This is a genomic window from Pseudomonas sp. Pseusp21, from assembly GCF_059492145.1.
Genome location: NZ_CP168520.1, coordinates 784,786 through 802,555, shown reverse-complemented (window position 1 = coordinate 802,555; position 17,770 = coordinate 784,786). Strand labels below are relative to the sequence as shown.

General features: G+C 58.7%; 21 protein-coding genes. 9 read left to right on the top strand and 12 right to left on the bottom strand.

Translation table 11 applies throughout. From position 1 onward, the window contains the following. Nucleotides 1-153 precede the first annotated feature (153 nt). Nucleotides 154-1,215, bottom strand: a complete 1,062-nt coding sequence (locus ACEN93_RS03485; RefSeq protein ID WP_490841508.1) for an NAD(P)H-dependent flavin oxidoreductase — start codon at nt 1,213-1,215, stop codon at nt 154-156. A 214-nt stretch (nt 1,216-1,429) separates the two neighbouring features. Between ACEN93_RS03485 and acuI the strand changes: the two genes are divergently transcribed. After that, nucleotides 1,430-2,413, top strand: coding sequence for an acrylyl-CoA reductase (NADPH) (gene acuI, locus ACEN93_RS03480; RefSeq protein WP_495611059.1), 984 nt, complete (start codon nt 1,430-1,432; stop codon nt 2,411-2,413). Here the strand turns inward: acuI and ada are convergent, their stop codons facing one another. From ada to ACEN93_RS03455, 5 genes are all read right to left on the bottom strand, one after another. Further along, nucleotides 2,414-3,487, bottom strand: coding sequence for a bifunctional DNA-binding transcriptional regulator/O6-methylguanine-DNA methyltransferase Ada (gene ada, locus ACEN93_RS03475; protein ID WP_039768749.1), 1,074 nt, complete (start codon nt 3,485-3,487; stop codon nt 2,414-2,416). A gap of 88 nt (nt 3,488-3,575) precedes the next feature. Then, nucleotides 3,576-4,238 (bottom strand): DNA oxidative demethylase AlkB, encoded by a 663-nt coding sequence (gene alkB / locus ACEN93_RS03470; RefSeq protein ID WP_103385183.1) that lies wholly within the window; start codon nt 4,236-4,238, stop codon nt 3,576-3,578. A 5-nt stretch (nt 4,239-4,243) separates the two neighbouring features. Beyond that, nucleotides 4,244-4,966 (bottom strand): 2OG-Fe(II) oxygenase, encoded by a 723-nt coding sequence (locus ACEN93_RS03465; protein ID WP_495611058.1) that lies wholly within the window; start codon nt 4,964-4,966, stop codon nt 4,244-4,246. A gap of 91 nt (nt 4,967-5,057) precedes the next feature. Beyond that, nucleotides 5,058-5,228, bottom strand: a complete 171-nt coding sequence (locus tag ACEN93_RS03460; protein ID WP_092163880.1) for a hypothetical protein — start codon at nt 5,226-5,228, stop codon at nt 5,058-5,060. Nucleotides 5,229-5,262: 34 nt separating this feature from the next. After that, nucleotides 5,263-5,565, bottom strand: a complete 303-nt coding sequence (locus ACEN93_RS03455) for a DUF1883 domain-containing protein (protein WP_039768744.1) — start codon at nt 5,563-5,565, stop codon at nt 5,263-5,265. Between the two features lie 210 nt (nt 5,566-5,775). On the opposite strand from ACEN93_RS03455, the gene ACEN93_RS03450 reads away from it, so the two are divergent. Next, the gene (locus ACEN93_RS03450; RefSeq protein ID WP_039768742.1) at nt 5,776-6,132 is read left to right on the top strand and encodes a hypothetical protein; all 357 of its coding nucleotides are present in this window, start codon (nt 5,776-5,778) and stop codon (nt 6,130-6,132) included. A 72-nt stretch (nt 6,133-6,204) separates the two neighbouring features. After that, entirely contained in the window at nt 6,205-6,435 is a 231-nt protein-coding gene (locus ACEN93_RS03445; RefSeq protein ID WP_011334337.1) for a hypothetical protein, read from the top strand. Nucleotides 6,436-6,437: 2 nt separating this feature from the next. Here the strand turns inward: ACEN93_RS03445 and ACEN93_RS03440 are convergent, their stop codons facing one another. Both ACEN93_RS03440 and ACEN93_RS03435 read right to left on the bottom strand, forming a co-directional pair. Beyond that, the gene (locus ACEN93_RS03440) at nt 6,438-6,734 is read right to left on the bottom strand and encodes a hypothetical protein (RefSeq protein ID WP_039768738.1); all 297 of its coding nucleotides are present in this window, start codon (nt 6,732-6,734) and stop codon (nt 6,438-6,440) included. 138 nt (nt 6,735-6,872) lie between these two features. Beyond that, nucleotides 6,873-7,061 (bottom strand): hypothetical protein, encoded by a 189-nt coding sequence (locus ACEN93_RS03435; protein WP_039768737.1) that lies wholly within the window; start codon nt 7,059-7,061, stop codon nt 6,873-6,875. Nucleotides 7,062-7,308: 247 nt separating this feature from the next. On the opposite strand from ACEN93_RS03435, the gene galU reads away from it, so the two are divergent. Together galU and gorA are read left to right on the top strand one after the other, a co-directional pair. Then, entirely contained in the window at nt 7,309-8,148 is an 840-nt protein-coding gene (galU, locus tag ACEN93_RS03430) for a UTP--glucose-1-phosphate uridylyltransferase GalU (protein WP_039768735.1), read from the top strand. Between the two features lie 129 nt (nt 8,149-8,277). Further along, nucleotides 8,278-9,636 carry a glutathione-disulfide reductase gene (gene gorA, locus ACEN93_RS03425; RefSeq protein ID WP_039768733.1) on the top strand — a complete coding sequence of 453 codons (1,359 nt, stop codon included), beginning with the start codon at nt 8,278-8,280 and terminating at the stop codon, nt 9,634-9,636. Here gorA and ACEN93_RS03420 read toward each other — a convergent pair. Continuing rightward, nucleotides 9,633-10,637, bottom strand: a complete 1,005-nt coding sequence (locus ACEN93_RS03420) for a DNA-binding protein (RefSeq protein ID WP_495611057.1) — start codon at nt 10,635-10,637, stop codon at nt 9,633-9,635. The two genes, gorA and ACEN93_RS03420, sit on opposite strands and share 4 nt — an antisense overlap. Before the next feature lie 177 nt (nt 10,638-10,814). Here ACEN93_RS03420 and ACEN93_RS03415 point away from each other — a divergent pair, with 177 nt between their 5' ends. The 3 genes from ACEN93_RS03415 (at nt 10,815) to ahpF (ending at nt 14,146) form a co-directional block, all read left to right on the top strand. Continuing rightward, on the top strand, nt 10,815-11,753 hold the full coding sequence (locus ACEN93_RS03415; protein WP_039768729.1) for a site-specific integrase: 939 nt from the start codon (nt 10,815-10,817) through the stop codon (nt 11,751-11,753). Between the two features lie 136 nt (nt 11,754-11,889). Beyond that, nucleotides 11,890-12,453: an alkyl hydroperoxide reductase subunit C gene (gene ahpC, locus ACEN93_RS03410; RefSeq protein ID WP_007958941.1), complete on the top strand. Its 564-nt coding sequence runs from the start codon at nt 11,890-11,892 to the stop codon at nt 12,451-12,453. 130 nt (nt 12,454-12,583) lie between these two features. Further along, entirely contained in the window at nt 12,584-14,146 is a 1,563-nt protein-coding gene (gene ahpF / locus ACEN93_RS03405; protein ID WP_074690475.1) for an alkyl hydroperoxide reductase subunit F, read from the top strand. 82 nt (nt 14,147-14,228) lie between these two features. Here ahpF and gloA read toward each other — a convergent pair whose 3' ends face one another. After that, nucleotides 14,229-14,750: a lactoylglutathione lyase gene (gene gloA / locus ACEN93_RS03400; RefSeq protein WP_074690477.1), complete on the bottom strand. Its 522-nt coding sequence runs from the start codon at nt 14,748-14,750 to the stop codon at nt 14,229-14,231. A gap of 142 nt (nt 14,751-14,892) precedes the next feature. Between gloA and ACEN93_RS03395 the strand changes: the two genes are divergently transcribed. Continuing rightward, on the top strand, nt 14,893-15,411 hold the full coding sequence (locus ACEN93_RS03395; RefSeq protein WP_414881806.1) for a DUF4946 domain-containing protein: 519 nt from the start codon (nt 14,893-14,895) through the stop codon (nt 15,409-15,411). Nucleotides 15,412-15,617: 206 nt separating this feature from the next. On the opposite strand, the gene ACEN93_RS03390 is transcribed toward ACEN93_RS03395, so the two are convergent. Both ACEN93_RS03390 and ACEN93_RS03385 read right to left on the bottom strand, forming a co-directional pair. Then, nucleotides 15,618-15,983, bottom strand: coding sequence for a histone-like nucleoid-structuring protein, MvaT/MvaU family (locus ACEN93_RS03390; RefSeq protein ID WP_039768722.1), 366 nt, complete (start codon nt 15,981-15,983; stop codon nt 15,618-15,620). A gap of 234 nt (nt 15,984-16,217) precedes the next feature. Continuing rightward, nucleotides 16,218-17,753: an EAL domain-containing protein gene (locus tag ACEN93_RS03385; RefSeq protein ID WP_074690479.1), complete on the bottom strand. Its 1,536-nt coding sequence runs from the start codon at nt 17,751-17,753 to the stop codon at nt 16,218-16,220. Nucleotides 17,754-17,770 lie beyond the last annotated feature (17 nt).

Sequence of the window (17,770 nt, the reverse complement as noted above, 5' to 3'; positions counted from 1 at the left end):
AAGTGCAGTGGGCAGTCGTTATCGAAGAGAGACTGCGCCGATGCGAAAAGGTGAAGCGCTATATATCGAAATATATAGCGAAATGCCGCCAAACGGAAAGCACTGCTTTGAAATCGGGTGAGGGCTCCACGTTTCCTCACCCGATCGGGTTCATCATCGCGTCAGTTTTGCCAGTGCGCCTTCAGCCAGTTGTCGGGTCAATTCAGCGCTGCCGAGGTCTTTGCCGAGCGTGAACGCCTGGCCGGCCCAGAGGTTGCTGAATTCGGCTTCACCCTTTGCGCGCAACGGCATCAAGGCACCGCCGGCCAGCGGAAAGGCAGGGGCCTTGTCGGACATCGGGCCCAGCTCCCGCATCACCCGATTGAGAATCCCCCGCGCCGGGCGCCCGGTAAACAGATTGGTCACCGCCGTCTCGCTTTCCTTGGCGGTGCGCAAAGCTTTGTGGTGCGACGCGCTGACTTTCGCTTCCGGAGTAAACAGATACGCCGTGCCGACTTGAACTGCCGAAGCACCGAGCATGAACGCTGCTGCGACGCCGCGCGCATCGGCAATCGCACCGGCCGCAATCACCGGCGTGCTCACCGCGTCGACCACTTGCGGCACCAGGGCAAACGTACCGACCTGACTGCTCAGGTCAGTGCTGAGGAACATCCCGCGATGGCCACCGGCCTCGTAACCCATGGCGATGATCGCGTCGCAACCGTTCTGCTCCAGCCAGATCGCTTCGTCGACGGTGGTTGCCGACGAGATGATTTTCGCACCAGTGGCCTTGACCCGATCCAGCAAGGACTTTTCCGGCAGGCCGAAGTGGAAGCTCACCACTTCAGGGCGAAACTCTTCCAGCACCTCGCAGGCGGCTGCATCGAAGGGCGCGCGGTTGGACACCGGCGTCGGCGCATCGAAATCGACACCCAGTTCGCGATAGTAGGGTTCCAGCAGGTTTTTCCAGTCGCGGGCCTTTTGCTCATCGGCGGCCGGAGGCTGATGGCAGAAGAAGTTGACATTGAACGGCTTGTTCGTGCCCTGGCGAATGGTTTTCAGTTCTTCGCGCAGTTGCTCGATGGTCAGCATCGCGGCCGGCATCGAACCGAGGCCACCGGCGTTGCAAGTTGCGATAACCATGGATGAATTAGTGGCTCCGGCCATGGGGCCCTGGATGATCGGCAGTTCGATGCCGAACAGGTCAAGAATGCGGGTATCAGGCCATTGGCTCATGGAATAGCTTCTCCGACGACAAAACAGGGCAGGGACGGTAGCAGCCGGTTTTTTAACGCAAAGCCAACCCCATGACCAGCACAGATTTGTAGCTTGAACAGCCGACTTTGGCTCGGCGTTGGGGCGCGATTGGCTGAAGGTCGAGTGGGGCAAAATGTTGCAATGTGCTATTCCAATGCCTCGACATCCTGAATTTCACCGGTAAGAGGCAGTCATGTTTAAAGGCATTGTGATCGATAAAGACGACAGCGGTTATCGCGCCAACCTGCAAGAGATCAGTGATGAGCAGCTGCCGGACGGCGATGTGACGGTTCGCGTCGCGTACAGCACGCTGAACTTCAAGGACGGCCTGGCGATCACCGGCAGCAGCCCGGTGGTGCGCAAGTTTCCGATGGTGCCGGGGATCGATCTGGCGGGCACCGTCGAAGTCAGCTCGCACCCGAACTACAAGGTCGGCGACGCGGTGCTGCTCAACGGCTGGGGCGTCGGCGAAAGCCACTGGGGCGGACTCGCGCAGAAGGCGCGACTGAACGGTGACTGGCTGATTCCGCTGCCCAAGGCATTCACCGCCGCGCAAGCCATGGCCATCGGCACGGCGGGCTATACGGCGATGCTGTGCGTCATGGCGCTGGAACGCAACGGCGTGACCCCGCAACAGGGCGAAGTGCTGGTGACTGGCGCCAACGGCGGCGTCGGCAGTTTTGCCATCGCGTTGCTGAGCAAGCTGGGCTATCGCGTAGTCGCTTCGACCGGTCGGGTGTCGGAACACGAATACCTGAAACAACTGGGTGCCGGCGAAATCATTGATCGCGCCACCCTGTCCGAACCCGGCAAGCCGCTGGCCAAGGAGCGCTGGGCGGGCGTCATCGATTCGGTCGGCAGCCACACGCTCGCCAATGCCTGCGCCAGCACTCGGGCCGAAGGCACCGTGGCTGCATGCGGTCTGGCTCAGGGCATGGATTTCCCGGCGTCGGTGGCGCCGTTCATTCTGCGTGGCGTGACACTGGCCGGGATCAACAGCGTGACCCAGCCCACGGCCCGCCGCATCGAGGCTTGGGATCGTCTGGCGAAGGACCTGGATTTTGCCCTGTTGCCACTGATCAGTCATGAAATCGGCCTCGGCGAAGCTATCGACGCGGCACCGAAGTTGCTGGCGGGGCAACTCCGGGGGCGAGTTGTCGTTGATGTGAATCGCTGATTACTGTCGGGGTTTGCCTTCACGCTCGAGCAATTCGCGCTTGCGCTCCACGCCCCAGCGGTAGCCCGACAGATTGCCGTCACTGCGCACAACGCGATGACAGGGGATCGCTACCGCCAGGCTGTTGGCGCCGCAAGCCTGGGCCACAGCGCGCACGGCTTTTGGCGAGCCGATCCGCAGGGCGATGTCCGCGTAGCTGGCGGTGCTGCCGACCGGTATTTCCCGCAGCGCCTGCCACACCCGTTCCTGAAACGCGGTGCCGCGCACATCCAGCGGTAAGTCGAGGCCGATGGCAGGCGCTTCGATGAAGCCGACGACGCGAGCGATCAGTTGTTCGAACTCGGCATCGGCACCGATCAGGTTGGCCCGGCGAAACTGGTCCTGCAGGTCGCACACCAATTGGTGCGGATCGTCCCCCAGCAGAATCGCGCAAATCCCGCGCTCACTCTGTGCCACCAGAATAGCCCCGAGCGAGCATTGGCCGACGGCGAAGCGGATGTCGTTGTTCTGGCCGGCAGCCCGGAAGTCGCCGGGTTTCATGCCCAGCACCTGATCGGCCGCCTCGTAGAAACGGCTGTTGGAATTGAAACCGGCGTCATACAACGCGTCGGTCACCGAGCCGCCGTCCGCCAGACGCTGACGAACCCGACGCGAGCGATGCGCGGCGGCATAGCCTTTGGGCGTCAGGCCCGTTGCTGCTTTGAACACGCGATGAAAATGAAAGGCGCTCAGGCCGGCAGTCTCGGCGAGATCGTTGAGCGCCGGCAGGCTGTCCGACGCTTCGATCTGGCGACAGGCTGCCGCGACGGTCGCAGCATGTTGCGCGGCGACTTCGGTCTGATCCTTGCTCGCCCGTTTGCTGGGACGATAGCCCGCTGCCTCGGCATCCTCGGCGGTGTCGAAAAACTCGACGTTCTGCGGTTTCGGCAAGCGCGCCAGGCTGCTGGGGCGGCAATAGATGCCGGTGGTTTTCACGGCATAGACGAACTGGCCGTCCGCCCGAGCGTCGCGTGCCACGACTGCGGCCCAGCGTGGATCGTCTTCAGTGTTCAGCGAGGTGGTAAGCGTTTTCATGATGGAGAGTCCGTTGACCTGTTGAATTTCAGGTTAACCAGTGCCACCGGCCGGAACACTCCGAGCCTTGCGGTCAAACTTTGCAGGATTATCCGGCGACGCGAAACGTGAGGTTGAAGCGTTGTTCTCCCAGGCGCGGGTGTCGGCCAGGCTTGATTGGCAGGATGCCGTGAAAGCGCAGCCGGTCGACGCCGCCCCAGATCACCATGTCGCCGTGCAGTAGCGGGATTTTCTGGCTCCTGTCGCCACGCGTGAAACCGCCGAACAGGAACGTCGCGGGCAAGCCCAATGACAGCGAAACGATCGGCGCTTCGTAGGCATTTTCGTCTTTGTCCTGATGCAACGACATCTTCGCGCCTGGGACATAACGATTGATCAGGCAGGAATCCGGCATGAATTCGGAAAATCCGGCGCCTTTCGCCGCCGCCTGTGCCAATTCACGAAACACCTCGGGCATTGCCGGCCAGGGTCGATGGCTCACTGGATCTTCGGATGAATAGCGGTAACCGCTGCGATCGGTGATCCAGCCCAGTGCACCGCAACTGCTGGTGGCCACCGACATGCTGAAGCCCCCGGGCGTCATCATGTGGCGCAACGGAGCGCAGGCGATGATCGATTCCAGGGCCGGCAACAACTGCTCGATTCGCGGCAATGCAAAGCCGCGCAACACCCAGGATTGCTCGCCGATCTGTTCGGCGCGCCGGGGCTGCTCGGATTCTGTGTCGGCGAACAGATCGAAGGTGGTTTGCATGATCGTCAGGTCGCGTCGTGGAAGATGATGCCCAGAGTATGCCGTTTTCCGCTGTGCAGTCGGCTGACACCGTGGCGTATGGTCACCCGATAGTCGCCGCGCACGCCTTTGACCGGGCGCTGGTTGACGGCAAAGATCAGCGCGTCGCCTTTTCTCAGGTCCATCACCAGAGGGCGTGATTGCATTCTCGGACGTTGTTCCGTCAGGACAAATTCACCGCCGGTGAAATCTTCGCCAGGTTCTGACAGAAGAATCGCCACTTGCAGCGGAAACACATGTTCGCCGTACAGATCCTGATGCAGACAGTTGTAGTCCTGCGGGCCGTATTGCAGCAAGAGCGGGGTAGGTCGCAGTTGACCGGCGGCGTGGCAGCGATCGAGAAATTCGCTGTGTTGCGCTGGAAAACGCTCCAGCAGCCCCATTCGCTCCTGCCAGCGGTTGGCCAGAGGCACGAGTCGCGGGTAAAGCGCGCTGCGCAGGCGTTCCACCATGGATGGAAGCGGATAGCGCAGGTATTTGTATTCCCCGCGCCCGAAACCGTGGCGGGCCATGATGACCTGGGATCGAAACGGTTCACTTTGTGGGTAAAGCGCACTCAACCGATCACAGGTGTCCGGGCGCAGCAGCGTGCGGATGACGGCGCAACCGTCCTGATCCAGTTGCTGCTCCAGACCAATCCAGTCGAGCGCATCGAGCAGGGAGGCGGGTGAGGCGGGTGAGGATGACATGCTGATTCCTTGGCTTGCATTCAGGTATCAGTCTGGGCCGTCCACCCGGCCGGAACACTCCGCCGCTTGCGGTCAAATTGTCATCCGGGGCTTACAGGGCTTTGCTGACGCTGATGTCGCTGATCACATCGTCGCTCTGGCCGTGCAGGGCATTCAGTGCTGCCTTGGCTTCTTCCGGCGTGCCGTTTTCAAGTTGGGCGAACTCGAAGCGGCGTTCACCGTTGAGTTTGTACTTGATTACGTATTTGGTCGTTTGGGCCACGTTGATGCTTACCTGTCTGCGTTGGCGGAACCGCTCAGCTGAGTTTGGAGCTGGAGCGGCGGATGATCTTGATCGAATGCGTCAGGGTCGGCTTGCGGGTCACGCTGATTGCCCGGCGGCTGACGGTGTCGATGGTGATGTTCCAGAAACCGGTGCTTGGCGCAGTGATACGGGCCGGGAACGTGTCGAAAGCACCGCCGTGATAGGTGTGGCGGCCGCCATTCTTGAAGCTGCGGAAGTTGGCGTCGTTCATCAAGCGGATGTTGCAGGTTTGCGAGCATTGAATGACGACGATGTCGTCTTCGTTGAGGTGCTCGCGCTGGTGAATGAATTTCATGGGCGCCTCCAGAAGGGCTTTTTCTACAAAATCAAAACGATAGCATTGTCGATCGGCGCAGTTTATCAGCCCGGACAGGTTATTATCCGGCCGTCGGGCAGCGCTTTGACAATTAAAAACAGAATTCACGATTCGATGTGGGTTAAATGCAGTGAGCCTCGGAGAAAAACGGCATTCATGCTGTCGGAGGGTCTTTATTGGAGGTTTTGTATGAAGTGGGGTGTGGTGATTCTGCCGTTGGCATTGGCAATGGGTGGTTGCGCAAGTGTTTCGGAAATCAATGAAACACTGCCGACCATGAACGTCATTTCCGGCAAGAAGCCCCATGAATATGCTGAATGCCTGGCCGAAAAGCTGTCCAGCAGCCGCGGTGCCCTGCAGGTAGAGCGGAACAAGGACGAGGTTCGGGTCATTGTGCCGGGCAAGCTGGGATCGGGGCCGGCGGCGGTGTTTGACATCGAGGATCGCTCCGGTGGCAGCAGCATCAAGCTGCACGAGCGGATGTCCAACGTGCCGCTGCGTCCATGGGATGTACGCAAAGCCGCCACGGCCTGTATTTCCGGCTGATAGACTGTCAGCAGTCAGCATTGATGCCGTCACAGCGTTGCTGTGGCGGCATTGTCATTTCCGGAGCGGTGAATGAAGAGAGAGCAGGTGCGGGAGCGACACAAGGAAGGGCTTATTGCGGCTACCCATGTGATCCAGAACCCGGCAAATCCGGGGGAGTGGATCGTGTTTTTCAAGAAAAGCGCCGGGCGCAGTTACTTCCTGGTCGACGATAACGACGAAGTCGAATCATTCAACCGGCTCGACGACCTGATCGAGGTCGTGCGCGGGCTGGGGATCAAGTTCGCCGAAATTCACATGTAAGGCTATTTGCAGACCACTACCACGCTGCGGGTTTTGTAGTTGCCGACGTCGACGCCCAGCGTCTTGTCGTCTTCCTTGGGCGCCGGTGTGCCGTCAGTTCCGACGATGCGATAACCGGTGCCGGCGCAGGACGCGTCAGCCTTTTCATAGCAGGTGGCCCAGGAATTGGCCTCGCCGGAGCAATCGATGCTCAACCCTTGTTCGCCATTGTTCAGGTAAGTGGTCTGTGAAGTGGCGCAGCCGGTCAGGGCGGCGAGTGCAATCAGCGGCAGGAAACTGATGAGGGAACGGTTGGTCATGGCAATGTCGTCTTCGAGGAGGAGGGCTAGACGCTATGACAGCGCCGGCAGGAAAAGGTTATAGCGATTGGCCACTTCTTTTCGCGCAGCCAAAAAAAAGCCCTGCGCAATGGCAGGGCCGGCCTTCGTCGTTACCGATCAGTCTTGTTCCTTGCCGCGACGTTTCGGAGCTGCGGGCGTGTAATCGAGCACCGCGGCGACTTCAATCGCCATCGCCTCTGTGGGCAACGGGCCGGACACGTCTTCGCCGTTGGTGGCAGTGATATGCCACTGGCCATCTTTAGCCTTGGCGACGGTGTACCCGTTGATGATTTTTGCTGCGGACATCTAGCGGCCTCGTTGGCTGGTTCAAAGGCGCCATGATAACGGTAAATGGGCGAACGGGCGCAGGTCGATGCGGCGTTCCGAGATCTTTGGGCTAAGCTGAATGCGCAGTCTCTGTGAGCGGATTGAACTATCCGCCAGATTATTTCTCTATGTTGACATCGGTTAGCCAGTGCGGGGCATTGTAAGGTGCGCGCCGCCTGATTAGACTGCGCCGAAACTCGTACACACAGCCCTTTCAAGGACTTATATGATCAAGAAATGCTTGTTCCCAGCAGCCGGTTACGGTACTCGCTTCCTCCCAGCGACGAAGGCCATGCCCAAAGAAATGCTGCCGGTGGTAAACAAGCCACTGATCCAGTACGGCGTCGAAGAAGCTCTGGATGCTGGCCTGAACGAAATTTCCATCGTGACCGGCCGTGGCAAGCGCGCCCTGGAAGACCACTTCGACATCAGCTACGAGCTGGAAAACCAGATCAAGGGCACCGACAAGGAAAAATACCTGGTCGGTATCCGCAAGCTGCTGGACGAGTGCTCGTTCTCCTACACCCGCCAGACCGAAATGAAAGGCCTGGGTCACGCGATCCTGACCGGTCGCCCATTGATCGGCGACGAACCGTTCGCCGTAGTGCTGGCGGACGACCTGTGCGTCAACCTCGACGGTGACGGCGTACTGACCCAGATGGTCAAGCTGTACAAGCAGTTCCGCTGCTCGATCATCGCCATTCAGGAAGTCGATCCGCAAGAAACCAGCAAGTACGGCGTGATCGCTGGCGAAATGATCCGCGACGACATCTACCGCGTACACAGCATGGTCGAGAAGCCAAAGCCGGAAGACGCACCGTCGAACCTGGCGATCATTGGTCGTTACATTCTGACTCCGGACATCTTCGACCTGATCGAACAGACCGAGCCAGGCAAGGGCGGTGAAATCCAGATCACCGACGCCCTGATGAAACAAGCCCAGAACGGCTGCGTGATGGCTTACAAGTTCAAAGGCAAGCGCTTCGACTGCGGTGGTGCTGAAGGCTATATCGAAGCAACCAACTTCTGCTTCGAAAACTTCTACAAGACTGGCAAGGCTTACTGATAGCGCCTGATCTGCCTGTACGAAAAAGCCACCTTCGGGTGGCTTTTTCATTTTCCGCCCCTATATCGGCAGGAGTGCTTGCCCAACGGACGACGGCGGGTATGCTGATCGCCTGCCGAGGAGATAGAAATGGCCTACGATTTTGACCTTTATGTGATTGGTGCCGGTTCCGGCGGTGTGCGGGCTGCGCGTTTTGCTGCCGGGTTCGGTGCGAAAGTGGCGGTGGCCGAGAGCCGTTATCTGGGCGGCACCTGCGTCAACGTCGGTTGCGTACCGAAAAAACTGTTGGTGTATGGCGCGCATTTCGCCGAAGACTTCGAACAGTCCTCGGGTTTTGGCTGGAGCCTGGGCGAGGCGGATTTCGATTGGGCCACGCTGATCGCCAACAAGGATCGCGAGATCAATCGCCTGAACGGCATTTATCGCAATCTGCTGGTCAACAGCGGCGTGACGCTGCATGAAGCCCACGCGAAGATCGTCGGCCCGCACGAAGTCGAGGTCAATGGCGAGCGATACACTGCGAAGAATATTCTGATCGCCACCGGTGGCTGGCCGCAGATCCCCGAAATTCCTGGGCATGAACATGCGATCAGCTCAAACCAGGCGTTCTTCCTCAAAGAACTGCCCAAGCGCGTGCTGGTCGTCGGCGGCGGGTACATCGCCGTCGAATTTGCCGGGATTTTCCATGGGCTGGGCGCCAACACGACATTGCTGTATCGCGGGGATCTGTTCCTGCGCGGTTTCGACGGTTCAGTGCGTAACCATTTGAAAGAAGAGCTGACCAAGCGCGGTATGGATCTGCAATTCAATGCCGACATTGCGCGCATCGACAAGCAGCCGGATGGCAGCCTGAAGGCGATCCTGAAGGATGGTCGCGTACTGGAAGCGGATTGCGTGTTCTACGCCACCGGCCGACGTCCGATGCTGGACAACCTGGGGCTGGAGAACACTGATGTGCAGCTCGACGACAAAGGCTTCATCAAAGTCGACGAGCAATATCAAACTACCGAGCCGTCGATTCTGGCGCTGGGCGATGTCATCGGCCGTGTGCAATTGACGCCGGTGGCGCTGGCTGAAGGCATGGCGGTGGCGCGGCGTCTGTTCAAGCCTGAGCAATACCGTCCGGTGGATTACAAGATGATCCCGACGGCAGTGTTCAGTCTGCCGAACATCGGCACTGTTGGGCTGACCGAAGAAGAGGCGCGGGAAGCGGGTCACGACGTAGTGATCTACGAAAGCCGCTTCCGGCCGATGAAGCTGACCCTGACGGACTGCCAGGAGCGCACGCTGATGAAGCTGGTGGTCGATGGCAAGTCCGACAAGGTGCTGGGCTGTCACATGGTTGGGCCGGATGCCGGCGAGATCGTGCAGGGTCTGGCGATCGCGTTGAAGGCTGGCGCCACCAAGCGTGACTTCGACGACACCATCGGGGTGCACCCGACGGCGGCCGAAGAGTTTGTCACCATGCGTACGCCGGTCGGCGCTTAAGTCTTTTTCGGTTCTGCTGCGTCTGGCGCTGCCGCAACGGCAGTGGCCAGGCGCAAGCTGGCTTGAACCTTGGTCAATTCCTTTTCCAATGACTGATTGAGCTGCGACTGCTCGTCGACGTTCTGCTTGAGCGTCTGACTTTCCAGCAGGGCCACGCGCAGGCGTTCCTGGAGGAGGGTGCGTTCGCTGTCGACGCGTGACGCTTGCTCCAGCAGTTGATCCTGACGCTGATTGCTTTGTTTGAGCTGATCCTGCATCAGGCTCAGTTCGCGCACGGTGCCGCGATTTTCGGTCAGCAGACGTTCGTTGTCGCGGTGCAACTGAGTGATCTCGTCCTGACGTACCAGTGCGCTTTGCTGCGCCTGGCGCAACTCCATCTGCAACTGCTGAACCTGAGTTTCGTGACGGCTTTGCTCCTGCTCGCGCTGTTCCTTGATGGCGTTGCGGTAGTGCTCAAGCGCATCGCGGGCGTGCAGGTGCTTCTCTTCCAGCGAGCGGATCTGCTCGTCCTTGTCCTGCAGGCGCAATTCAAAGTCTGCCAGTGCCTGATTCAGCCCGGCGTTGCGGGTCTGCTCGGTCTGCAACATCGAGCGGGTATCGCTCAGCGCTTCGGATTCCTTGGCCAGCGCGGCCGCCTGAATGTCGTGCTTCTTCTCCAGTTGCACATGATCCTGACGAAGTTGATTCAGCTCGTCCTCCAAGGCCTGACGCTGTTGCTCGTACTGCTCGCGCGCCTGATCAATCGGCTCCTGAGCCTGTTCTTTCAAGCGTTGGGCAAGGCGAGTGACTAGGGCCAGGAGTTCGTCATCAATTGGCTCTGCCGAAGGATCGGCCGGTTCGCTGCCGTCATCCAGCTCCTTCAGGTAACGATGAATCGTGGTTTTTGAACCCGTATTACCAAGTTCGATTCGTACTGCGTCGATGCTGGGGTGTTCGCCACGGGCGAGGATCGCTGCGCGCGCGATCTGGACCACTGCTTTATTAACGCCGCCACGGGCCATATCTGCTCCTACCATTTCGTACTGTGGTACATGCCACTAAAGTACGCAGTGTACCATGTTGAAAATAAAGTGAAACAAGCGCTGATAAACGGACGGGATATACTGGTATTACCCCATGTGAAACCCGTAAAATCGGTTTCCGCACAAACCTCCAGTACGCCACGAGAAAATCAGCCCATGAGCGATATCGATCGCTATCTGCAAGCCGCCACCCGTGACAACACTCGCCGCAGTTATCGCGCAGCCATCGAGCACTTCGAATCTGCGTGGGGAGGGTTTCTGCCGGCGACAGCGGACAGCATCGCGCGGTATCTGGTGGCGCATGCCGGCGTGCTGTCGGTCAACACGCTGAAGTTGCGTCTGTCGGCGTTGGCGCAGTGGCATAACAGTCAGGGCTTCGCCGATCCCACCAAGTCGCCGGTGGTGCGCAAAGTGTTCAAGGGCATTCGCGCCCTGCATCCCGCGCAGGAAAAACAGGCCGAGCCACTCCAGCTGCGCGATCTTGAGCAGACCGTCGCCTGGCTTGAGCAGGAAATGAAAGACGCCCGGGAACAACAGGACCGGCCGGTGCTGCTCCGAGCCTGCCGCGACCGCGCGTTGATCCTGCTGGGCTTCTGGCGTGGCTTTCGCAGCGATGAGCTGTGTCGGGTGCAGATCGAGCACGTGCAGGCGCACGCCGGCAGCGGCATCACCCTGTACCTGCCGCGTAGCAAGGGCGATCGGGAAAACCTCGGGCAGACCTATCAGGCCCCGGCGCTGCTGAAGTTGTGCCCGGTGCAGGCTTATATCGAATGGATCACCGAAGCGGCGCTGGTGCGGGGCCCGGTGTTTCGCGCCGTCGACCGGTGGGGCAATCTGAGCGAAGAGGGCTTGCACGCCAACAGTGTGATCCCTTTGTTGCGCCAGGCTCTGGAGCGCGCGGGAATCTCTGCCGAGCGCTACACCAGCCATTCCCTGCGTCGCGGCTTCGCAACGTGGGCCCATCAAAGCGGCTGGGACCTCAAGTCGTTGATGAGTTACGTGGGCTGGAAGGATATGAAGTCCGCCATGCGCTATGTTGAAGCGAGCCCCTTTCACGGGATGGCCCGGATTACGGATAAGCCGCTGTCGCCGTAGATATCGTTTTCTTCTATTAATATCCTCAGCTAATAGCGAAAACAAATCAGCAGCATCAGGTTTGCCAATGAGCCATCCGTCGAGTGACTGGGTAGGATTCACCCATCGAATTCACAACCCTGACGGAGAGTCATCAATGCCTATCATCAACAGCCAAGTAAAACCGTTCAAAGCTACCGCGTTCAAAAACGGCGACTTCGTACAAGTCTCGGACGCTGACCTGAAAGGCAAATGGTCCGTAGTGTTCTTCTACCCGGCCGACTTCACTTTCGTTTGCCCAACCGAACTCGAAGACCTGGCTGACAACTACGCCGCCTTCCAAAAGCTGGGCGTAGAGATCTACAGCGTTTCGACCGACACCCACTTTGCTCACGCTGCCTGGCACAACACTTCGCCAGCCATCGGCAAAATCCAGTACACCATGATCGGCGACCCGACTCAGGTCATCTCCCGCAACTTCGACGTGCTGATCGAAGAAGCAGGTCTGGCTGACCGTGGCACCTTCGTGATCAACCCTGAAGGCCAGATCAAAATCGTTGAACTGAACGATGGCGGCGTTGGCCGTGACGCTTCCGAGCTGCTGCGCAAAATCAAGGCTGCTCAGTACGTCGCTGCTCACCCAGGCGAAGTTTGCCCGGCCAAGTGGAAAGAAGGCGAGGCCACTCTGGCTCCGTCCCTGGACCTGGTCGGCAAGATCTAAGTCTGTGACAAACGCAATGCAGGGCGGGATTCCGCACCTACTCAAGTAAGCTGCACCGCCCAATAGAAAAGCCCGGGCGAGATTCGCTCGGGCTTTTTTTCGCCTCAAATAAAGTCAGGAGATCGCCCGTATGTTGGACGCCAATCTTAAAGCCCAGTTGAAATCGTACCTGGAACGGGTCACCCAGCCGATCGAGATCGTTGCCTCACTCGACGACGGTGCGAAATCCCGTGAAATGCTCGACCTGCTGAAAGATGTTGCCAGTCTTTCGCACCAAATTACCTTGATCGACAGCGGCGACGATGCACGCAAGCCGTCGTTCTCGATCAACCGCCCCGGTGCCGACATCAGCCTGCGTTTCGCCGGCATTCCGATGGGCCATGAATTCACTTCGCTGGTGCTGGCCCTGCTGCAAGTCGGCGGCCACCCTTCGAAGGCCAGTGTCGAAGTGATCGAACAGATCCGCTCGCTCAAGGGCGAGTTCAACTTCGAGACTTATTTTTCGCTGTCCTGCCAGAACTGCCCGGACGTCGTTCAGGCACTGAACCTGATGGCCGTGCTGAACCCGAACATCCGCCACGTCGCCATCGACGGTGCGCTGTTCCAGGACGAAGTCAACGATCGCAAGATCATGGCTGTGCCGAGCATTTACCTGAACGGCGAAAACTTTGGTCAGGGCCGCATGGGCCAGGAAGAAATCCTCGCCAAACTCGACACCGGCGCCATCGTGCGTCAGGCCGAGAAAATCAGCGCCAAAGAGTCTTTTGATGTGCTGGTAGTCGGCGGTGGCCCGGCGGGTGCTTCGGCGGCGATCTACGCCGCACGTAAAGGCATTCGCACCGGTGTTGCAGCCGAGCGCTTCGGCGGTCAGGTGCTGGACACCATGGCCATCGAGAACTTCATTTCCGTGCAGGAAACCGAAGGCCCGAAACTGGCGACCGCGCTGGAAGAACACGTCAAGCAGTACGACGTCGACATCATGAACCTGCAACGCGCCGACAAGCTGATCCCCGGCAAGAATGGCGAGCTGCATGAAGTCCGCTTTGCCAGCGGCGCGACCCTCAAGGCCAAGAGCGTGATTCTGGCGACCGGTGCACGGTGGCGTGAAATGAACGTGCCGGGCGAGCAGGAATACCGCAACAAAGGCGTGGCGTACTGCCCGCACTGTGACGGTCCGCTGTTCAAAGGCAAGCGTGTGGCGGTGATTGGCGGCGGTAACTCCGGCGTCGAAGCGGCCATCGACCTGGCCGGTATCGTCTCCCACGTGACCCTGCTGGAGTTCGACGTTCAGCTGCGCGCCGACGCCGTATTGCAACGCAAGCTGCACAGCCTGCCGAACGTCACCGTGATCACCAGTGCGCTGACCACTGAAGTCACCGGCGATGGCCAGAAGGTCAACGGTCTGCGCTACAAGGATCGCAATACTGACGAGTCGCGCACGGTCGAGCTGGAAGGGATCTTCGTGCAGATCGGTCTGCTGCCCAACACCGATTGGCTCAAAGGCACCATCGAGCTGTCGCCGCGCGGCGAGATCATCGTCGACAATCGCGGTGAAACCTCGATCCCCGGTATCTTCGCCGCCGGTGACGTGACCACCGTGCCGTACAAGCAAATCGTGATTGCGGTGGGCGAGGGTGCCAAGGCTTCTCTCAGCGCTTTTGATCACTTGATCCGCACTTCGGCTCCGGCGTAAATCCCGGGCCTGAAACAGAAAAAACCCCATCAGCGATGATGGGGTTTTTTCTTTGTGGGGTGCTTTCTACCCCGTTTCAGCTTTACAGCGGTGCCGGCTGAATGATCTCGACCCAGTAGCCATCCGGATCCTTGATGAACGCCAGGCTCTTCATGCGGCCATCGGTCAGGCGCTTCTGGAAGTCGCAGCCCAGTTCTTCAAAGCGCGCGCAGGCAGCGACGATGTCCGGTACCGAAATGCAGATGTGGCCGAAACCACGTGGGTCGGTGTTGCCGTTGTGGTAGGCGAACTCTGCTTCGTTCTCGGTGCCATGGTTGTGGGTCAGTTCCAGAATGCCGGGAATCGACTTCATCCACTCGGTGCGGGCAGCGGCGTCAGCCGGGATCTGCGATTTGTCGACCAGGGCGAGGAAGTACAGGCTGAATTCCGCTTCCGGGAAATCACGCTTCTCTACCAGCGAGAAACCCAGTACGCGGGTGTAGAAATCCAGCGACTTGGTGATGTCTTTGACGCGCAGCATGGTGTGGTTGAACACGAAGTTGCGGGTTGCGCTGTCCGGGGTGGCGGTGACGCCGGGGAAGGTGTTCAGTTCTTGCAGGCTCATGAGCCCTCCGTAACAAATTGGGGCGAGTGAATGGGCGCAATGATACGCATGCCTGGCAGCATCGCCAAACCGAAAGCGCGGGCTTGCCCTGTGAGCGGGCGAGCCTCAGACTTTACGGCTCAATCCGCGAGTGCCTCTGGTAATGATCCGACCGTTCAAATCGCTGTTCGTTTTCCTGGGTTTTTCCCTGCTTGCTCTGCCGGCCTTTGCCGAGGCGCCGAGCATCACCTGGCCCGCCGGCTGGGAGGTCGAGGCGCTGCCCGAAACCTCGCCTGAGGTCTCGCGTCAGCGCGCAGTGAAGACTGACGCCGATGGCAATCAGGTCATGGTGATGGAGTTGACGATGACCCGTGTGGAAAGTGGCCACCAGGTCAACTTGCAGGGCGTGTTACTGGAGATGCGCAAGTCGGTGCAAAAAGACTTTTTCCAGAGCGGTTATCAGAGTGTCTGCAACAGGGTTCATCCGAGTACGCTGGGTTCGCTCGCAGCGCTTGAGACCACTTGTACGGTGACTGAAAACGGTCGCCATGTGTTGTCGCAAACATTGGTTGCAGCGGTCGAGGCGGAAAAAGCGTACGTACTTTCGTATGCCGGGCAGGCGGAGGTTTATAAAGCCAGCGGCGACGACATAGTGGCTGCGCGAAACAGCTTGAAATTTTAGTCGTCTGTTGTGGCCGGCGTGGTGTTAGATACCTGAATTGATTAAACATAAAGTTAATCTTGGGTGCTGGGGGCAACATTCCGAAGCATAGTTTCAGTGCGGGAGCGGTTTGAGAAACAACTTTCCCACCAGAAAAATCGTTTCATTTGTTAAATATTGTCCAAAAAAAAGCCCTGCATATGCAGGGCTTTCATGTTTGCGAGAGATTAACCGCGCAACCAGGAATCAACGGTAGCTGCACCGTATTTTTCCTTCCAGGCTTTCAAGCCGCGATGGTTGCCACCCTTGGTCTCGATCAGTTCGCCAGTGTGCGGGTTCTGATAGACCTTGACCACTCGAGCGCGGCGGGTTTTAGGTGCGGCGGTCAGTTGCAGACCGGATTTCGCCGGGTTCGGATCGAGAATGGCGATGATGTCTTTCAGGCCTTTGCCGTAGGTTTTCATCAGCCCCTGGAGCTTTTCTTCGAATTCGATTTCTTTCTTGAGCCCGGCATCATTCTTCAGCGACTCCAGCTGCTTGAGCTGTTCCTGAAGGGCCTTTTCAGCTGCACGAAATTCAGCGAGTCTGGACAATATCTTTACTCCAATAGTGTGTTTGGCTGATACCAACCGCAAACAAAGCTATAAGCCAAGAGCCTTGAAGCGACTCGGTGATAATGGCTCACCTGCCCATCTTGCAACAGGTAAGAAAAATTGTAGTAGTTAATGCGACAAGAGTAAATCCTGACTTTTTCTTCATGTAACAACAACGCTGTTTTGTATCAATTTGGTGCGGGCTGTCGGCGTGACAGGATTTATCCAGACAAGTTAATGATGAGTTAATGCTTCGATGAAGTCGGCCGCCGGCATGGGCTTGCCGAAAAGGTAGCCCTGCAGAAAGTTGACATGGTGGGCGGCCAGATAATCACATTGGGCTTGCGTTTCCACACCTTCGGCCACGATGCCCAGATCCAGCTTGGTGGAAAGCTCGATGATGGTGTCCAGAATGTGCCGGGAAAGGGCATCCTTATCGATCATGGCCACGAATGTCTGGTCGATCTTGAGGAAGTCGACATTGAAGGTTCTCAAGTAGCCGAGGCTTGAATGGCCGGTGCCAAAGTCGTCAATCGCGATCTTCACCCCCATCGCACGCAACTCTGCGAACAGTTGTTGGGTGATGTCGGATGGTTCGATCAGCTCGCGTTCAGTCAGCTCCAGGACCAGGCTGATGCTGCCGGGATGGAAAGCTGACAAAAATTCACGGCAATCCTCCACCAGTTCCAGATCGTGGCAGTGGCTGGCGGTGATGTTGATGCCAATGTGGAAAGGCGCTTTGAAGGTCGGTGACTGCGGCCCCAGGATGACAGCCGTTTGCTGCATCAAAGCGCGGGTCATTGGCACGATCAGCCCGGAATGTTCGGCAAAGGGTATGAACAGGTCCGGACGCACCAGCCCTTCCTTGGGATGGTTCCAGCGCATCAGCACTTCCGCACCTGACCAGCGTTTGCTGTCGCCGTGCACCACCGGTTGGAAGTAGGGAATGAATTCTCCCGCCTCCAGTGCCCGAAGCATTTCGTGGCTTGGCGACGTGGAGCGCTTCTGCACGATGTAGCCGATGGCCCCGGACACCGCACCAAAGAAAATCAGCAGGCTGAACAGCGGCGGATATTCATCTTTCATGTAGCGCCAGGTCTCGCCTTCCGCAAACGCGGCGGTGACCGTGAACGCATAGTGCGATGAGTGCAAGGTACTTTGTGCAACCGGCAATGCAGGCAGGACGCCTTGATGCACTTTGCCGTCGGCGGAGAGCCAGTTGTTGCCGACTTGCAGCAACAACAATGTATGCCGGCCGATCAGGCGCAGAATGTTGCTCAAGTGATAGCCGTCCAGCGTGGTCAGCGCGCCACCGCGGCCCTCGCTCAGGCGATACACCAGCAGCGCGGTGTCGGGCGTCACCGGGTTGCCGTTCATGAGCCACAACTTGCCCTGTGCGTAGTCGCCCGGATTCACGGCTTCCTTGAAATCGCCGAACAGCGAACTGCAATAGAGATTGTCGTCCCATACCAGATTGGTCGAGCGCACGAACGGGCGACGGGTGACTTGCTCGCGTAAAGCCAGCTTGACGGTCTCGCAGGTCTGGCCGGCCAAAGGCAACAGTTCGCGGGCGGCCTGGGCAGTGTTGTCGAGCATCAGTTCGAACTGTCGCAAGGCTTCATCGGCGGTGTGTTGCGAACTCTGCTGGAGGGCGCGTTCAGCCTGCATATAGAGAATGACGCTGCCGAGTACGATCGGCAGCAGGCCACACAGCAATGTCACGATAATCCGGGTGCTGCGCTTGCGGCGGGGCCTGACGGTCAGTGGCATGGGCGCATCCTGTCGCG